General features: G+C 75.1%; 15 protein-coding genes. 6 read left to right on the top strand and 9 right to left on the bottom strand.

The genetic code is table 11. From position 1 onward, the window contains the following. The first annotated feature begins 1 nt into the window (after position 1). The 4 genes from F1641_RS18180 to F1641_RS18165 all read left to right on the top strand — a co-directional run bounded on the left by F1641_RS18180 (position 2) and on the right by F1641_RS18165 (position 2,810). The gene (locus F1641_RS18180) at positions 2-1,228 is read left to right on the top strand and encodes a phosphoglycerate kinase (RefSeq protein ID WP_194907879.1); all 1,227 of its coding nucleotides are present in this window, start codon (positions 2-4) and stop codon (positions 1,226-1,228) included. Positions 1,229-1,346: 118 nt separating this feature from the next. After that, positions 1,347-2,138 (top strand): triose-phosphate isomerase, encoded by a 792-nt coding sequence (gene tpiA / locus F1641_RS18175; protein ID WP_194907877.1) that lies wholly within the window; start codon positions 1,347-1,349, stop codon positions 2,136-2,138. Between the two features lie 42 nt (positions 2,139-2,180). Continuing rightward, positions 2,181-2,435, top strand: coding sequence for a preprotein translocase subunit SecG (gene secG / locus F1641_RS18170; protein WP_194907875.1), 255 nt, complete (start codon positions 2,181-2,183; stop codon positions 2,433-2,435). A gap of 27 nt (positions 2,436-2,462) precedes the next feature. Then, complete coding sequence (locus F1641_RS18165; RefSeq protein WP_194907873.1) at positions 2,463-2,810, top strand: RNA polymerase-binding protein RbpA; 348 nt, start codon at positions 2,463-2,465, stop codon at positions 2,808-2,810. A gap of 72 nt (positions 2,811-2,882) precedes the next feature. Here F1641_RS18165 and pgi read toward each other — a convergent pair whose 3' ends face one another. From pgi to tkt, 6 genes are all read right to left on the bottom strand, one after another. Further along, positions 2,883-4,568 carry a glucose-6-phosphate isomerase gene (gene pgi / locus F1641_RS18160; protein WP_194907871.1) on the bottom strand — a complete coding sequence of 562 codons (1,686 nt, stop codon included), beginning with the start codon at positions 4,566-4,568 and terminating at the stop codon, positions 2,883-2,885. Between the two features lie 122 nt (positions 4,569-4,690). After that, complete coding sequence (pgl, locus tag F1641_RS18155) at positions 4,691-5,467, bottom strand: 6-phosphogluconolactonase (protein WP_194907869.1); 777 nt, start codon at positions 5,465-5,467, stop codon at positions 4,691-4,693. Next, positions 5,464-6,567, bottom strand: a complete 1,104-nt coding sequence (locus tag F1641_RS18150) for a glucose-6-phosphate dehydrogenase assembly protein OpcA (protein WP_194907867.1) — start codon at positions 6,565-6,567, stop codon at positions 5,464-5,466. The genes pgl and F1641_RS18150 overlap by 4 nt, the downstream gene beginning before the upstream one ends. A gap of 10 nt (positions 6,568-6,577) precedes the next feature. Then, positions 6,578-8,131: a glucose-6-phosphate dehydrogenase gene (gene zwf, locus F1641_RS18145; protein WP_194907865.1), complete on the bottom strand. Its 1,554-nt coding sequence runs from the start codon at positions 8,129-8,131 to the stop codon at positions 6,578-6,580. Positions 8,132-8,186: 55 nt separating this feature from the next. Then, positions 8,187-9,356 (bottom strand): transaldolase, encoded by a 1,170-nt coding sequence (tal, locus tag F1641_RS18140; RefSeq protein ID WP_194907863.1) that lies wholly within the window; start codon positions 9,354-9,356, stop codon positions 8,187-8,189. A 118-nt stretch (positions 9,357-9,474) separates the two neighbouring features. Further along, positions 9,475-11,664 (bottom strand): transketolase, encoded by a 2,190-nt coding sequence (tkt, locus tag F1641_RS18135; protein ID WP_194907861.1) that lies wholly within the window; start codon positions 11,662-11,664, stop codon positions 9,475-9,477. A gap of 282 nt (positions 11,665-11,946) precedes the next feature. On the opposite strand from tkt, the gene F1641_RS18130 reads away from it, so the two are divergent. Further along, the gene (locus F1641_RS18130; protein WP_194907860.1) at positions 11,947-12,888 is read left to right on the top strand and encodes a heme o synthase; all 942 of its coding nucleotides are present in this window, start codon (positions 11,947-11,949) and stop codon (positions 12,886-12,888) included. Between the two features lie 565 nt (positions 12,889-13,453). Here the strand turns inward: F1641_RS18130 and F1641_RS18125 are convergent. The 3 genes from F1641_RS18125 to F1641_RS18115 form a co-directional block, all read right to left on the bottom strand. Further along, positions 13,454-14,458: a heme A synthase gene (locus F1641_RS18125; protein ID WP_206691451.1), complete on the bottom strand. Its 1,005-nt coding sequence runs from the start codon at positions 14,456-14,458 to the stop codon at positions 13,454-13,456. 75 nt (positions 14,459-14,533) lie between these two features. Beyond that, a complete protein-coding gene (locus F1641_RS18120) occupies positions 14,534-15,340 on the bottom strand; it encodes an ABC transporter permease (protein ID WP_194907858.1) in 807 nt (268 codons plus the stop codon). Beyond that, entirely contained in the window at positions 15,337-16,344 is a 1,008-nt protein-coding gene (locus F1641_RS18115) for an ABC transporter ATP-binding protein (RefSeq protein WP_194907857.1), read from the bottom strand. The genes F1641_RS18120 and F1641_RS18115 overlap by 4 nt, the downstream gene beginning before the upstream one ends. Before the next feature lie 136 nt (positions 16,345-16,480). Here F1641_RS18115 and F1641_RS18110 point away from each other — a divergent pair, with 136 nt between their 5' ends. After that, the gene (locus F1641_RS18110; protein ID WP_219729609.1) at positions 16,481-17,311 is read left to right on the top strand and encodes a metalloregulator ArsR/SmtB family transcription factor; all 831 of its coding nucleotides are present in this window, start codon (positions 16,481-16,483) and stop codon (positions 17,309-17,311) included. Positions 17,312-17,314: the final 3 nt, after the last annotated feature.

The following is a 17,314-nucleotide window of genomic DNA, read 5'->3' as shown; positions in this document are numbered from 1 at the left end:
CTTGCAGACGATCGACGCCCTGGTGGCCGCGCAGGGTGACCTGCGCGGCCGCCGGGTGCTCGTGCGCTCGGACCTGAACGTCCCGCTCAGCGACGGCCAGATCACCGACGACGGCCGCGTCCGGGCCTCCCTGCCCACCTGGCAGCGCCTCCTCGACGCCGGCGCCCGCGTCGTCGTCGTGGCGCACCTGGGGCGCCCCAAGGGCGCCCCGGAGGCGAAGTACTCCCTGGCCCCCGTGGTGGAGCGGGTGCGCGAGCTCCTTCCCTCCACCACCGTCCGCTCGGCGGACACCACCGTGGGCGGCTCCGCGCAGGAGGCCGCTGACGCGCTGGGCGACGGCGAGCTCCTCGTCGTCGAGAACCTCCGCTTCAACGCCGGCGAGACGAGCAAGGACGACGCCGAGCGCGCCGCCTTCGCCCGCGAGCTCGCGGCGCTGGTCGGGGGCCCCGAGCGGGGCCTGTTCGTCTCCGACGGCTTCGGCGTGGTGCACCGCAAGCAGGCGAGCGTCTACGACGTCGCCCAGCTGCTGCCGCACGCCGGCGGCGGCCTTGTCGAGGCCGAGACCTCCGTGCTGCAGCGCCTGACCACCGACCCGGCCCGGCCCTACGCCGTGGTGCTGGGCGGGGCCAAGGTCTCCGACAAGCTCGCCGTCATCGAGAACCTCCTCGGCACCGCCGACCGGCTCCTCGTCGGCGGCGGCATGGTCTTCACCTTCCTCGCTGCCCAGGGCCACGAGGTCGGCAAGAGCCTGCTCGAGGCCGACCAGGTCGAGACCGTCAAGGGCTACCTCGCCACCGCCGCCGAGCGCGGCGTGGAGGTCGTCCTCCCGGTCGACGTCGTCGCGGCGACGGCGTTCTCCGCCGACGCCGAGCACGAGGTCGTCGCGGCCGACGCCATCCCGGCCGACCGCATGGGCCTCGACATCGGCCCGGAGAGCGCGGAGCTCTTCGCGGAGAAGCTCGCCGACACCCGCACGGTGTTCTGGAACGGCCCGATGGGCGCGTTCGAGATGGCCCCGTACGCGGAGGGCACCCGCGCGCTCGCGAAGGCCCTGGCCGAGGTCACCCGCGCCGGCGGCCTCACCGTGGTCGGTGGTGGCGACTCCGCCGCCGCGGTGCGCTCGCTCGGCTTCGCCGACAGCGACTTCGGCCACATCTCCACCGGTGGCGGCGCGAGCCTGGAGTACCTCGAGGGCAAGACCCTCCCGGGGCTCTCCGTCCTCGCCTGACACCAGCACGCCCCGCACCACCCGCGCTCGAGCTCCCCGGCCGCACCCGCGGCCGGGGAGCTCGGCGCGCACCACCCGACGCACGACCCGACGCAGACCCCACCTCAGGAGGACCCCCGTGGCCCGCACCCCGCTCATGGCCGGCAACTGGAAGATGAACGTCGACCACGTGCAGGCCACCGCCCTCGTGCAGCGCCTCGCGTGGACCCTCCGCGACGCCAAGCACGACAGCGCCACCGCCGAGGCCGTCGTCATCCCCCCGTTCACCGACCTCCGCTCGGTGCAGACCCTCATCGAGGGCGACAAGCTCGAGCTCGGCCTGGGCGCCCAGGACGTCTCCGCCCACGAGCCCGGCGCGCGCACCGGTGAGGTCGCCGCCAGCATGCTCGCCCGCCTCGGCGTGCAGTACGTCGTCGTCGGCCACAGCGAGCGCCGCCAGTTCCACGGCGAGGACGACGCGCTGGTCGCCGCCAAGGCCGCCAAGGTCCTCGAGCACGGCATGACCCCGATCGTCTGCCTCGGCGAGCAGCTGGACGTCCGCGAGGCCGGCGAGCACGTCGCGGACTGCGTCTCCCAGCTCGACGGCTCCCTCGCCGGCATCTCCGCCGAGGACCTGCCCAAGGTCGTCGTGGCCTACGAGCCCGTCTGGGCCATCGGCACCGGCAAGGTCGCCACCCCCGAGGACGCGCAGGAGGTCTGCGGCGCGCTGCGCGTCCGCCTGGCCGAGCAGCACGGCGCCGAGGTGGCCGACGCCGTCCGCGTGCTCTACGGCGGCTCGGTCAAGTCCGCGAACGTCGCGGCGATCATGGCCGGCGCGGACGTCGACGGCGCCCTCGTGGGCGGCGCGAGCCTCGACGCGGGCGAGTTCGCCGGCATCGTCACCGGCGGCGCCAGCACGCCGTCCGCGTGACGTGGTCCTGAACGGCTCCCGGCTCCCGTACCCTGGTCGGCTGTGACCGCGCTGCGCATCATGCTCCAGGTGCTCCTGGCGCTGACGAGCCTCTTCCTGACGCTGCTGATCCTCCTGCACAAGGGCAAGGGCGGCGGTCTGTCCGACATGTTCGGCGGCGGGATGTCGGCGAGCGTCGGCAGCTCGGGTGTCGCCGAGCGGAACCTGAACCGCATCACGGTGGCCAACGCCGTGCTGTGGGCCGCCGTGGTGGTGGCCCTCGGCCTCGTCGAGCGCTTCGACCCCAGCGGCTCCTGAGCCGTCCCGAGAAGAGAGGACCCTCCTGTGGCAGGTGGCAACGCCATCCGGGGCAGCCGCGTCGGCGCCGGGCCCATGGGCGAGGCGGAGCGCGGTGACACCGCCCCGCGGCGCCGCGTCTCCTACTGGTGCGCCAACAAGCACGAGACGCAGCCCAGCTTCGCCTTCGACCCCGCCTCGGAGGTGCCGGAGACGTGGGACTGCCCGCGCTGCGGCCTCCCCGCCGGTCAGGACCAGGCGAACCCGCCGCAGGCGCCCAAGACCGAGCCGTACAAGACGCACCTCGCCTACGTGAAGGAGCGTCGCAGCCCCAGCGACGGCGAGGCCATCCTCGAGGCGGCCCTCGCGAAGCACCGCGCCAAGCGCGGCGTCTGACCCGCACGAGAAGACCCCCGGGACGGTGACCGTCCCGGGGGTCTTCTCGTGCGGGTCAGACGGACCCGGCGCCTACGCCGTGCGCTGCGCCAGGTAGTGCTCGATGAGCGCCCGCGTGGAGGGGTCCTGGGCCTCCAGCGCCGACGAGTCGCCGGTGAGCGCGGGGGCGATCTCCTGGGCCAGCTTCTTGCCCAGCTCGACCCCCCACTGGTCGAAGCTGTCGATGCCCCAGACGGTGCCCTCGACGAAGGTGGTGTGCTCGTACAGCGCGATGAGCTGCCCGAGCACCGACGGGGTCAGCGCCGGCGCCATGATCGACGTCGTCGGGCGGTTGCCGCTGAACACCCGGGCCGGCACCACGTCCTCGGCGGTGCCCTCGGCGCGGACCTCCTCCGCGGTCTTGCCGAAGGCCAGGGCCTTGGTCTGGGCGAAGAAGTTGGCCATGAAGAGGGCGTGGACGTCGGCGTCGCCGTCCTGGAGCGGGTGCTCCGGGTCCGCGAACGCGATGAAGTCGGCGGGGATGACGCGCGTCCCCTGGTGGATCAGCTGGTAGAAGGCGTGCTGGCCGTTGGTGCCCGGCTCGCCCCAGAACACCTCGCCGGTGGCGGTGGTCACCGGTGAGCCGTCCCAGCGCACCGACTTGCCGTTCGACTCCATGGTCAGCTGCTGCAGGTACGCCGGGAAGCGGTGCAGGTACTGGCTGTACGGCAGCACCGCGTGGGTGTGGGCGTCGAGGAAGTTGACGTACCAGACGTTGAGCAGGCCGAGGAGCACCGGCACGTTCGTCGCGAGGGGCTCCGTGCGCACGTGCTCATCGACGGCGTGGAAGCCGGCGAGGAAGTCGCGGAACGCCTCGGGGCCGATCGCCACCGCCAGGGACGTGCCGATCGCGGAGTCCACGGAGTAGCGGCCGCCGACCCAGTCCCAGAAGCCGAACGCGTTGTCGGGGTCGATCCCGAAGTCGGCGACCTTGTCGAGGGCGGTGGACACGGCCACGAAGTGCTTCGCGACGGCGGCGCGGCGGGCGTCGTCGTCGTCCTCGAGGGCGCCGGCGGCCGCCAGCTGCTCCCACAGCCAGGCCCGGGCGAGGCGCGCGTTGGTGAGCGTCTCCAGCGTCCCGAAGGTCTTGGAGGCGACGATGAACAGCGTCGAGGCGGCGTCGAGGCCGGCGACGGTCTCCGCCAGGTCGGTCGGGTCGATGTTGGAGATGAACCGCACCTCGAGGTCGGGGTGCTTGTAGGCCTTCAGCGCCTCGTAGGCCATCACGGGCCCGAGGTCGGAGCCGCCGATGCCGATGTTGACGACGGTGCGGATGCGCTCGCCCGTGACGCCCGTCCAGGCGCCCGAGCGCACGTCGTCGGCGAAGGCGGACACCTTCGCGAGCACGGCCTGGACGTCGGCGTCGACGTCCTGGCCGTCGACCACCAGCGGCGGCTGCGCACCCGCCGGGCGGCGCAGCGCCGTGTGCAGGACGGCGCGGTCCTCGGTGACGTTGATGTGCTCGCCGGCGAACATCGCCTGCAGCCGCTCCGGCAGGTGGACCTGCTCGGCCAGCTCGACCAGCGCCGACAGCGTGGCGTCCGTCACGAGGTTCTTCGACAGGTCCACGTGCAGGTCCGCGACGTCGACGGTCAGGCGGCGGGCGCGGTCGGGGTCGTCGGCGAACCACTGCCGCAGGTCGGGGACCTGCTCGGCGCGGTGGGCCCGGAGGTCGGCCCAGGCGGACGTGGTGGTCGGGTCCACGGGAGGGGTGCTCACGAGGAGACGCTAGGGCAGACGGGGGCCGCCGTCGCACCCAGGCTCCAGGCCCACCACCGGGCAGCCGGCAGCCCACCACCGGGCCACCGGCAGCCTGCCGCCGGCGCGCCGCCGGCCCGGCGTCACAGCCGGCTCGCGGCCGCTCGGTCGACGAGCCAGAGGGTCCGCGACGCGCCGTGGGCGCGGCTCGCGGGCAGGCGGCCCGGGCCGGCGAGCGCCTCGGCCACGGCCGGGGCCTTCTCCTCGCCGGCGACGACCAGCCAGACCTCCTCGGCGGAGGTGATGGCCGGCAGCGTCAGCGACAGCCGGGTCGGCGGGGGCTTCGGGGCGTCGCGCACGGGGATGACCTCGACCCCGTCGACGTCCCCGGCCTCGAGGGACGGGTGGCCGGGGAAGAGGCTCGCCACGTGCCCGTCGGGACCCGCGCCGAGCATGAGCACGTCGAAGACCGGCAGGGGACCGGTGACCCCCTCCTCGCGCGCCGCCTCGGCGAGCTCCGCCGCGTAGCGCCGCGCGGCGGCGTCGGGGTCGTCGCCGTCGGCCCCGTCGCTGGCGGGCATGGCGTGCACACCCGAGGCCGGCATGCCGAGGGCGGCCAGCGCGTCGAGCACGGCCTCCTTCGCCTGTCCCGCGTTGCGGTCGGGGTCGTCGGCGGGCACGAAGCGCTCGTCGCCCCACCACAGCGACACCCGGGTCCAGTCGACGGCCCGGGCCGCGGGGGAGGCGGCGACCTCCCGCAGCACCTGCGTGCCGACGGTGCCGCCGGTGAGGACGGCGCTCGCGCGGCCGCGGGCCACCTGCGCGTCCACGAGGCGCACGAGCAGCCGGGCGGCGACGGCCGCCGCCAGGCTGTCGGCGTCGGGGTGGACGACCACCTCTGCTGCGGCGCTGGGGCTCATGACGCGTCCTCTCCCGTGGTCGGCTTCTCGTCGGGCGGCTCGGTGGCCGCGATGCGCGCGGCGCCGGCGGAGGCCTCGGCGTCGAGCCGCGCCCCGTGGCGCTGCTGCTCGGCGAGGTCGCCGACCTGCCCGGAGACCCGGGCCTGGGCCAGCGTGATCCTGTCGGTCTCGGCGTCCAGCGCGGCGAGGCCCTCGGTGAGCACCTCGCCGTAGACGTCGTCCGGGTCGAGGCGGCGCAGCTCCTCGGCCAGGCAGTCTCGGTCGGAGCGCCGCGGCAGCGCGAGGCGGCGGTCGGGCTGCCCCGGCTGCGAGAGCGTCGCCACCCGACCGTCGGGGCGGACGAGCTCGACGGCGCCGTCCTCCCGCTCCAGGCGCACCCCCACGATGCCACCGCCCGCGGGACCTCCGACGCGGGTGACGGGGCAGCCGAGCGCACCGGCCAGCCAGGCCGCCAGCAGCTCGGTGCTGGGGCTGTCGCTGGCGCCGGTCACGACGGCGGAGGTCACCGGCGCGGCAGGGGCCCCGCCGTCGCCGTGGGTGTCGAGCGCCGCCGCCAGGTAGCCGCGCCACAGCGTCAGGCGCGACCAGGCGAAGTCGGTGTCGCCCGGCACGTGGTGGCGGGCGAGGCGGTGCAGCACGTCCACCGGGTCGCCGCAGGCCGCGGCGTCGGTGATGCGGCGCTGCGCCATGGCCCCGATGGGGTCGCTGGCGGGGTCCTCGGGGGCCTCACCGGGCCACCACGCCACCACGGGGGCGTCAGGCAGCAGCAGCGGGATCACCATGGCGGCGCCGTGGGCCGTCAGGGGCCCGTAGCTGCGCAGCACGATGACCTCGCTGGCGCCGGCGTCGCCGCCGACCCGGATCTGGCCGTCGAGGCGCGAGGTGCCGCGCTCGTCGGCGTTGGCGAGCACCACGATGCGGCAGGGGTGCTCGCGGCTCGCGTCGTTGGCCGCCTCGATGGCGAGCTCGGCGTGCTCGTCGTCGGTGGGGACGACCAGGGTCAGCACCCTGCCGAGGGCCACCGCACCGCCGGAGTCGCGCAGGTCGACGAGCTTCTTGGCGATGGCGGCCGTCGACGTGCGGGGCATGTCGACGATCACAGCGCGGTCCTCATGGCCGTCTCCAGGTGCGTCCGGTGCGGGCGAGCATCTCCGTCGCCGCCTCCGGGCCCCACGAGCCCGACGGGTACGGCGGCGGCTGGCCCTGCTCGGCCCAGTGGGCGATCACGGGGTCGAGGATGCGCCAGCTGAGCTCGACCTCCTCGTGCCGCGGGAAAAGCGGCGGGTCCCCGAGGAGCACGTCGAGGATGAGCCGCTCGTAGGCCTCGGGGGAGGACTCGGTGAAGGAGTGCCCGTAGCCGAAGTCCATCGTGACGTCGCGGACCTCCATCTGGGTCCCCGGCACCTTGGAGCCGAAGCGCAGAGTCACGCCCTCGTCGGGCTGCACGCGCACCACCAGGGCGTTCTGCCCGAGCTCCTCGGTGGCGGTGGACTCGAAGGGCAGGTGCGGCGCCTTCTTGAACACCACGGCGATCTCGGTCACGCGGCGGCCCAGGCGCTTGCCGGCGCGCAGGTAGAACGGCACCCCGGCCCAGCGGCGCGTGTCGACCTCGAGGGTCACGGCGGCGTAGGTCTCGGTGGTCGAGTCCGGCGAGATGCCGTCCTCCTCCAGGTACCCCTTCACGGGCTCGCTGCCCTGCCACCCGGGCGCGTACTGGCCGCGGGCGGTGTGGGCGTCCAGGTCGGCGGGCAGGCGCACCGCGGACAGCACCTTCTCCTTCTCGGCGCGCAGGTCGCGGGCGTCGAAGGAGACGGGCTCCTCCATCGCCGTGAGCGCCAGCAGCTGGAGCAGGTGGTTCTGGATGACGTCGCGCGCGGCCCCGATGCCGTCGTAGTACCCCGCGCGGCCGCCGATGCCGATGTCCTCGGCCATGGTGATCTGCACGTGGTCGACGTGGTTGGAGTTCCACAGCGGCTCGAACATCTGGTTGGCGAAGCGCAGCGCCAGCAGGTTCTGCACCGTCTCCTTGCCCAGGTAGTGGTCGATGCGGAACACCGAGTCCTGGGGGAAGACGCTGCCGACCACGGCGTTCAGCTCGCGCGCCGTCGCCAGGTCGCGCCCGAAGGGCTTCTCGATGACGACGCGGCGCCACGACCCCTCGACGGGGTCGGTGAGGCCGGAGGCGGCCAGCTGCTGGGTCACCTGCGGGAAGGCCCCCGGGGGGATCGACAGGTAGAAGGCGTGGTTGCCCCCCGTGCCGCGCTCGGCGTCGAGGTCGCGCACGACCTCGGCCAGCTGCTCGAAGGCCGCGGCGTCGCCGAACTCGCCGGGCACGAACCGGAAGCCCTCGGCGAGGTTGGCCCACACCTCCTCGCGGAACGGCGTGCGCGAGTGCTCGCGGACGGAGTCGTAGACGATCCGCCCGAAGTCCTGCTCCGCCCAGTCGCGCCGCGCGAAGCCCACCAGGGAGAACCCCGGCGGCAGGAGGCCGCGGTTGGCGAGGTCGTAGATGGCGGGCATCAGCTTCTTGCGCGCCAGGTCGCCCGTGACGCCGAACATCACCATGCCGCAGGGGCCGGCGATCCGGGACAGCCGCTTGTCCCGGGGGTCGCGCAGCGGGTTCTGCGCGACCCCCGGGTCCTGCCCGGGGCGGAGCAGGGACATCAGCGCACCACCGGAGCGGCCGTCCGGTGAGCCGCGGCGAGCAGCGGGAGAGCCGTCACGCGTCGGAGCGGGCGCCGGACGAGGCGCGGTCGAGCTCGCCCTGCACGGTCTGGCCCAGCTCGGCCCAGGAGGCGTCGAACTTCTGCAGGCCCTCGGCCTCCAGCTCCTCCACGACCTGCTCGTAGGAGACGCCGAGGCGCTCCAGGTGGTCGAACAGCTCCGAGGACTCCTCGTAGGTGCCCCGGACGGTGTCGCCGGTGACCTCGCCGTGGTCGGCGAAGGCCTCCAGCGTCGCGCCCGGCATCGTGTTGACGGTGCCGTCGGTGACGAGCCCGGCCACGTAGAGCGTGTCGGGCAGGTCCTTGTCCTTGACGCCGGTGGAGGCCCACAGCGGGCGCTGGGCGTTGGCGCCGGCCTCGGCCAGCACCTTCCAGCGCGGGGAGGAGAAGACCTCCTCGTAGGCCTGGAACGCCAGGCGCGCGTTGGCCAGGCCCGCCTTGGAGCGCAGCCCAGCCACCTCGTCCGCGTCCGCGCCGTCGAGGGCGTCGAGCTTGGCGTTGACGTTGGTGTCCACGCGCGAGACGAAGAAGCTGGCCACGGAGTGGATGCCGGACAGGTCCAGGCCCTTCTCGCGGGCCTGCTCCAGGCCGGTGAGGAAGGCGTTCATCACCGCGCGGTACCGGTCGAGGCTGAAGATCAGGGTCACGTTGACGCTGATGCCCTCGGAGATCGCGGTGCTGATCGCGGGAAGGCCCTCGACCGTGGCCGGGATCTTGATGAGCAGGTTGGGGCGGTCGACGGCCGCCCACAGCTGGCGGGCGGAGGCCTCCGTCTTCGCGGTGTCGCGGGCCAGGCGCGGGTCGACCTCGAGGGAGACGCGGCCGTCCTGGCCGCGGGTGTCGTCGTAGACCGGGCGCAGCACGTCGCAGGCCTCGCGCACGTCCTGGGTGGTGACCTCGAAGACGGTCCTGTCGACGTCGGCGCCGTCGGCGGCCAGGGCGGCGACCTGGTCGGAGTACCGGTCGCCCTTGGACAGGGCCGAGGCGAAGATCGTCGGGTTGCTGGTGACGCCGACGACGCTGCGGTCGCGCACGAGGCCGGCGAGGGAGCCGGACTGGACGAGCTCGCGGGAGAGGTCGTCGAGCCACACGGCGACGCCGGCGCGCGAGAGCTCGGCGAGGGGCTGGTTGGTCTGGGGCTCGGGGTTGGTGCTCTGCGTCGTCACGGGGTCCTCCAGGGGTCAGAACCGGGATGTCGCGGGGGTGGTGCTGGCTGTCGCGGGTGTCCGCGGGGTGGAGCAGGCGGGCCCCCGGACCGCGGTGGCGGTCCGGGGGCCCGGTGGGTCAGCGGTCGCCGGTGCCGCCCGTGGGCGACGAGGAGCCGGCGACGGAGCCGGGGCTGTCGCCACCGGCCGCGGCCTCGAGCGACTCGTGGGCCTTGGCGACGACGTTCTCGGCGGTGAAGCCGAACTCCTGCATCAGGCGGGCGCCGTCGGCCGAGGCGCCGAAGTGCTCCAGGGACACGGTGCGCCCGGCGTCGCCGACGATGTCGCGCCACCCGGCGGCCACACCGGCCTCGACCGAGACGCGCGCCTTCACCGACGGCGGCAGCACGGAGGCGCGGTAGGCGTCGTCCTGCTCGGCGAACCACTCGCGGCACGGCATGGACACCACGCGGGTGCCGATGCCGGCGGCCTGCAGCTGCTCGCGGGCCGCCACGGCGACCTCGACCTCGGAGCCGGTCGCCACGAGGACGACCTGGAGGTCGCCCTCGGCGTCCACCAGCACGTAGCCGCCCTTGAGGGTGCCCTCCGCGCTGCCGAAGGCCTCGCGGTCGTAGACCGGCAGGTTCTGGCGCGACAGCACCAGGCCCGTCGGGCTCTCGGTGTGCTCCAGCGCACCGCGCCAGGCGTAGGCGGTCTCGTTGGCGTCGGCCGGGCGGACCACGGCCAGGCCCGGGATGAGGCGCAGCGCGGCGATGTGCTCGACCGGCTGGTGGGTCGGGCCGTCCTCGCCCAGGCCGACCGAGTCGTGCGTCCACACGAAGATCGAGGGGATCTCCATCAGCGCCGCCAGGCGCACCGAGGCGCGCATGTAGTCGCTGAACTGCAGGAACGTGCCGCCGTAGGCACGGGTGCCGCCGTGCAGCACGATGCCGTTGATCGCCGCGCCCATAGCGTGCTCGCGGATGCCGAAGTGCAGCGTGCGCCCGTAGGGGCCGCCGGACCAGGAGCGGGTCTGGCGCGAGGGCGGCAGGAAGGAGGGCTCGCCCTCCATCGTGGTGTTGTTCGACTCCGCGAGGTCGGCCGAGCCGCCCCACAGCTCGGGCAGCACCCCGGCCAGGCCGGTCAGGACCTCGCCTGAGGCCTTGCGGGTGGAGACGGCCTTGCCGGCGGGGAAGGACTTCAGCGAGCCCGTCCAGCCCTCGGGCAGGGTGCGGGTCTTCAGGCGGGCCAGGAGCGCGGCGCGCTCGGGGTTGGCCTCCTGCCACGCGGCGAACCGCGCGTCCCAGTCCTTGCGGGCCTCGGCGGCGCGCGCGGCCAGGCCGCGGGTGCGCTCGAGCACCTCGTCGTCGACGGCGAAGGTCTTCTCCGGGTCGAGCCCGGTGGCGGCCTTGAGGCCCTTGATGGCCTCCTCGCCCAGCGCGGAGCCGTGGGACTTGCCGGTGTTCTGCAGCTTCGGCACCGGCCAGGCGATGATCGTGCGCAGCCGGATGAAGCTCGGGCGGGTGGTCTCCGCCTTCGCGGCCTGGAGCGCGGCCCACAGCGCCTGGACGTCCTCGTGGTAGCCCTCGCCGTCGGTGTGGTCACCCCCGCGGGTCCAGTCCACGGTCTGGACGTGCCAGCCGTACGCCTCGTAGCGCGCGGCGACGTCCTCGGTGAAGGCGACGTCGGTGACGTCCTCGATGGAGATCGAGTTGGCGTCGTAGATGACCGTGAGGTTGCCGAGCTCCTGGGTGCCCGCCAGGGAGGAGGCCTCGCCCGAGACGCCCTCCTGCAGGTCGCCGTCGGAGGCGATCGCGACGACCTGGTGGTCGAAGACCGACTCGCCGGGGGCGGCGTCCGGGTCGAGCAGGCCCCGCTCGCGGCGGGCGGCCATGGCCATGCCCACGGCGTTGGCGACGCCCTGGCCCAGGGGGCCGGTGGTGACCTCGACGCCCTTGGTGTGCTTGTACTCGGGGTGGCCCGGGGTCTTGGAGCCCCAGGTGCGCAGCGCCTTGAGGTCGTCCAGCTCCAGGCCGAAGCCGCCCAGGTACAGCTGGATGTACTGCGTCAGCGCCGAGTGGCCGGCGGACAGCACGAAGCGGTCGCGGCCGTCCCAGGTGGTGTCGGCCGGGTCGTGCTGCAGGAGCTTCTGGTAGAGCACGTAGGCCAGCGGCGCCAGGGAGATGGCGGTGCCGGGGTGGCCGTTGCCGACCTTCTGGACGGCGTCGGCGGCGAGGGCGCGGACGGTGTCGACGGCGCGCGCGTCGACGTCGTCCCACTCCAGCGCGGGGGTGCCGGTTGCCTGGGTGCTGTTCTGCGTGACGGTCACTGCGTGGGTCCTTCCCTCCGCGAGGCGCGGTGGGAGGCGCTTCGCGGGCCTGTGAGTCGGCGTGTCAGGTGGTGGTGCAGGGTCTGGCACGAGCGGGGGCGGGCGGCGCTCCGGGGGAGCGCTCCGGCCCACTGGCTGTGAGCCTACTCACGGCGACCCCGCTCGGCACTGCGCCGGTGCCACCGGTAGCCCGTGCGGGGGCCGTAGAGTGACAGCGACCGTGCCCGGGCCGTGCGCGACGCGCACGACGGGCCCCTGCTCCAGCGAGGACCGCGACCGCCCGTGACCGCCGTCGAGGACGCCCGAGTCGGCCGCACCCGCTGGACCACGCGCCAGCGGCTGGCCGGCTTCGTCGGGCTGACCAAGCCGCGCATCATCGAGCTGCTGCTCATGACCACGGTGCCCACGATGATGCTGGCCCAGCGCGGCCTGCCGCCGCTGTGGCTCCTGGGGGCCACGCTCGTGGGCGGCTCCCTCGCCGCGGGCAGCGCCAACGCCCTCAACTGCTACCTCGACCGCGACATCGACATGCGGATGCACCGCACGGGCAAGCGGCCGCTGGTCACCGGCGTCGTCACGCCCCGCGAGGCCCTCGTCTTCGGCCTCGCGCTGGGCGCCGCCTCCGTGGTCTGGCTCGGCCTGGTGGTGAACCCGCTGTCGGCGGTGCTCGCCGCGGCGGCGATCGCGTTCTACGTGGTCGTCTACACGATGGGCCTCAAGCGCCGCACCAGCCAGAACATCGTCTGGGGCGGGGCCGCCGGCTGCATGCCGGTGCTCATCGGCTGGTCCGCCGTGACCGACTCGCTGAGCTGGGCCCCGTGGGTGCTGTTCGCGATCATCTTCCTCTGGACGCCGCCGCACTACTGGCCGCTGTCCATCAAGTACCGCGCCGACTACGCCGAGGTCGGCGTCCCCATGCTCCCCGTCGTGGCCTCGCCGCTGGTGGTGGGCCGCCAGGTCGTGGCGTACGCGTGGGCCATGGTCGCCGCGTCGCTCGTCCTCGTCCCCGTCGCCCCGACCGGCTGGGTGTACGCGGCCGCCGCCGTCGTGCTCGGCGGCTGGTTCCTGGTGGAGTCGCACGGCCTGCTGCGCCGCGCCAAGCGCGTCGAGACGGCCGACCAGGTGGGGGCGATGCGCCTCTTCCACACCTCGATCAGCTACTTGACGCTGCTGTTCCTCGCGATCGCGCTCGACGCCGTCCTGCACCTCCCGCCCGTCTTCTGACTCCGGCTGCTCCGCAGCTCCGGGCCGCCGGCTCGGGGCCCCGGCGGCCGTCCAGCACCTGGGCCGCCTGCCCCCGCTGACCGCGGTCAGGTGGCGTGTCGTTTGCCCTGGGGTCTGGGTCGCCAGGTGAGCGCGGTCACGTGTGGTGCTGACCGCGGTCAGGTGGGGTGTCGTTTGCCCTGGGGTCTGGGTCGCCAGGTGAGCGCGGTCACGTGTGGTGCTGACCGCGGTCAGGTGGGGTGTCGTTGCCCCTGGGGTCTGGGTCGCCAGGTGACCGCGGTCACCGGTGGTGCTGACCGCGGTCAGGTGGCGTGCTGATGTCCCTGGAGCCCGGGTCGCCAGGTGACCGCGGTCACCGGTGGTGCTGACCGCGGTCAGGTGGCGTGCTGATGTCCCTGGAGCCCGGGTCGCCAGGTGACCGCGGTCACGGGTGGTGCTGACCGCGGTCAGTCGGCGTCCGAGGTGTGCGCCTGTGGGCCCGCAGCGCCGTCCGGACGGTGAGGCCGGTGAGGCCGGGGTGGGCGCGATGGTGCCCGGCGGCGAAGGACCGAGCCGAGCAGGCGCGTCAGGCGGCGGAGACGAGCTCGTCGGTGCGCTCGCGCAGGGAGACCCACAGGGCGGTGACCGCCACCACGAGCAGGCAGGCGCCCAGCATGTGCAGCGCCACCAGGAGGACCGGCAGGTCGGTCGCGTACTGGACGTAGCCGATGAGCCCCTGGACCAGCACGACGCCCAGCACCCACCAGCCGCGGCGGCGGGCCGTGGGGGTGGACGGCGCGATGTGCAGCGCCACCAGGAGGCCGATGAGCAGCCCCACGAGCAGCAGCACGAGGTCGGCGTGGAGCCAGCTCACCGTGCGCGGGTCGAAGCCGTAGCGGGCGGGCTGGTCGACGTCGCCGGAGTGCGGGCCGGAGCCGGTGACGACCGTGCCGACCACCAGCACCGCGGCCGTGGTCACCGACAGCGCCACGGCCAGGGTCCGCACCGCGGTGGGCACGACCGGCCGGGGGGCGCCGTCGCCCTCGCCGGCGCGGAGCAGCAGCAGGGTGGAGACCGCGATGAGGCCCATCGAGACCAGGAAGTGCGTGGAGACGGTGATGGGCGAGAGGTCGGTGTGGACCGTGATGCCGCCGATGACCGCCTGCGCCAGCACACCGACCAGCGGCAGCGCCGCGACGAGCCGCAGCCGCGGCCGGGCGGGGCGGAGCAGCAGCACCGCGACGAGGGCCGCGACGGCGAGGATCCCCACGGGACCGGTCAGGAGCCGGTTGCCGAACTCGATGTACTTGTGGAAGCCCTCCGCCTGGTGCACCACCGGGGCGATGGAGCCCGCCGCGCAGGTGGGCCAGTCGGGGCAGCCGAGGCCGGAGCCCGTCAGCCGGACGACGCCGCCGGTGATGACGATGACCACCTGGGCCACCAGGTTCGCGACCAGCACCGGGCGCAGCCAGCGCCCCTGGCGGGCGCCCTCCAGCAGGCGGGCGCGGAGCCCGCTGCCGGCGGTGCCGCTGGAGGCCGCCGACGGCTCCGCGGTGCGCGCGCCGGAGGGTCGGGGGGCGGTGCTCGTCACGCGAGAAGGGTAGGCGCCCGTCCTGACAGCCCGGGTCCGCGCCGCGGCGGGTGTGACCAGCGGCTCAGGGGCGCGTCAGGACCAGCGGAAGGTGCGCACCACGAGGGCCGTCGCGCCGGCGGCCCAGGCCAGCAGCACCAGGCAGGGCACGACGGCGAGGGAGCCGTCGAGCGCGGCGGCCCGCACGGCGTCTCCCAGGGCCGCCGACGGCAGCACCGCCACCAGGGGGGCCAGGGCCCCGGTCACCTCGCGGGGCACGAGCAGGCCCGCCCCGGCGAGCAGCACCCAGGCCAGGTTGGCGACGGCGAGCACCGCCTCGGCCCGCAGGGTGCCGGCGAGCAGCAGGGCGAGCGCCGCGAAGGCCGCCGTGCCGAGCAGCAGCGCCAGGCCGAGCAGCGGCAGCGCCGCGGGCCCGGCCGCCAGCGGCGACCAGCCCAGCGCCAGCGCGAGACCGCCCAGCACCACGACCTGCAGCACCTCGACCACGAGGACGGCCAGCAGCTTGCCGGCCAGGAGCCCGGAGCGCCCCAGGGGCGTGGTGGCCATCAGGCGCAGGACCCCGTAGCGCCGGTCGAAGCCCAGCCCGATGGCCTGGCCGGTGAAGGCGGTGGAGAGCACCGCGAGGCCGAGCACGCCGGGGGTGACGACGTCGATGAGGGGGAGCTCGGCCAGGCGCCCGCCGGCCGCGGAGGCGGGGGCCACGAGGCCGCCGAGCGGGGTGCGCGCCAGCGCCAGCAGCGCCAGGGCGGGCAGCACCAGGCTGACGAGCAGCTGCTCGCCGTTGCGCAGCAGCACCGACACCTCGAACCGGGCCTGGGCGAGCACCCGCCGGGTGGCCGGGGCGGCCCCGCCGCCGGGGGAGAGCTGCAGGTCGGCGCTCACCGGGAGGCCCCCGCCCGCGCCGCCCCCGCGGGGTCGCGGCCCTCCGGCGCACCGTCCCACGTCGAGGGACCGCCCGTGAGCTCCAGCACGACCTCCTCCAGGGAGCGACGCCCCACCGAGAGGCCCTCCGGCAGCACGCCGTGCGAGGCGCACCAGGAGGCCACGGTGGCCACGACCTGCGGGTCGACGGCGCCCGGCTCCAGCGCCGTGACCTCGTAGCGCCCCGGGGCGGCCTCGGCGGCGGAGACCGTGGTGGGCAGCGCGGTGCGCAGCGCCGCCAGCGGCAGGCCGGCGGTGGCCCCGAAGCGCGCCACCTCGGGGCCGGAGGACGTGAGCTCGGCCACGGTGCCCGTGGCGACGGTGCGCCCGTCGCGGACGACGACGACCGCGTCGGCCAGGCGCTCCACCTCGGCCATGGAGTGGGTGGTGAGGAGGACGGAGGCCCCTGCCGCGCGCAGGCGCTCGAGCAGGTCCCAGACGGCGGCGCGGCCGTGCGGGTCCAGGCCGGTGCTCGGCTCGTCGAGGAAGGCGAGCTCGGGGCGCCCGACGACGGCGCAGGCCAGGGCGAGGCGCTGGCGCTGGCCGCCGGACAGGCGGCGCACCGGGGTGCGGGCGAAGGCGTCGACGCCGAGGAGGCCCGCCAGCGCTCCGACGTCCATCGGGTCGCTGTGCTGGGCCGCCACGAGGCGGAGCACGGCCATCGCGGGGGCGCCGTTGGGGAGGCCGCCGTCCTGCAGCAGGACGCCGGTGCGGGTGGCGAGCTCGCGCCCGTGGCGCGCCGGGTCGAGGCCGAGGACCTCCAGCTGCCCGCCGTCGGGGCGCCGCAGGCCGGTGCAGCACTCCACGAGGGTGGTCTTGCCGGCGCCGTTGGGCCCGAGGACGGCGGTCACGGCGCCGCGGGCCGCCTCGAGGTCGAGCCCGTCGAGCGCGCGCCGCCGGCCGTAGTCCTTGACGAGGCCGCGCACCACCAGCGCTGCGGCGGCGTCACCGCGGGCGGTCCTCACGGGCTGGAGTCTAGGTTCCCCGCCGCGCCGCCCCGCCGGGCGGCGCGGCCGCCGGACCGCTACCCGGGACGGCCCCCGGACGGCGGCCCGACCAGCGGGGCGACCACCGGGGAGTGGATTAGGGCACCATGGTGTTGTGCAAAGCGTGGTCAGCGACGAGAGCCCCGGGAGGCGCCCGGCGGGCAGCCCCTCCGAGGGCCCCGTCGAGGGCGCTGCCGCGCTCGCGTCCCGCGGCACCCGGGAGCGCGTCTCGCGCACCGTGCTGACCCGCGGTCCCGTGACGGCCGCTCAGCTGTCGGCGGAGCTGGGCATCACGCCCGCCGCCGTCCGCCGCCACCTCGACGCGCTGGCCGCCGACGGGCTCGTGCGCCAGGCCCCCCTGGCCGCGGGCAGCCGCGGCCCGGGTCGCCCGGCCCGCGGCTGGGTGGCCACCGAGGCCGCCCACGCCGCGGAGCCCGGCGCCTACGACGACCTCGCCGCCGCGGCCCTGGCCGCCCTCGAGCGCGAGCTGGGGCGCGGGGCGCTGGAGCGCTTCGCGCAGGCCCGCGCCGACGAGCTCGAGGCCCGCCACCGCGAGCAGGTGGAGGCCGCCGGCACCGCGCCCGCAGCGCGGGCCGGAGCGCTCGCGCAGGGGCTGACGGGCGACGGATACGCTGCCCGGGCCGCCGTGGTCGGTGCGCGCCACACCCACCAGCCGGGGGTGCAGCTGTGCCAGGGCCACTGCCCCGTGCAGTCGGTGGCCGCGCGGTACCCGGAGCTGTGCGAGGCCGAGACGGCCGCGTTCTCGCGGCTGCTGGGGGTGCCGGTCAGGCGCCTGGCGACGCTCGCCGCCGGGCACCACGCCTGCACGACGCACGTGACCACCGCACGCCCCGACGAGCAGACCAGCACGCAGACCAGCCAGCCGAGCAGCACCGCCCACCAGACCACCCGGACCGCACCCACCACCCAGGGACGGAGCGCATGACCT

This window comes from Quadrisphaera sp. INWT6, assembly GCF_015390235.1.
Taxonomy (GTDB): Bacteria; Actinomycetota; Actinomycetes; order Actinomycetales; family Quadrisphaeraceae; genus Quadrisphaera.
This window is presented reverse-complemented; position numbering and strand designations above follow the sequence as displayed.

Bases quoted from the DNA above. Each gene is read 5' to 3' on its own strand.
- pgl (WP_194907869.1), bottom strand. From the start codon at position 5,467: ATGAGCCCCAGCGCCGCAGCAGAGGTGGTCGTCCACCCCGACGCCGAC.
- zwf (WP_194907865.1), bottom strand. From the start codon at position 8,131: ATGTCCCTGCTCCGCCCCGGGCAGGACCCGGGGGTCGCGCAGAACCCG.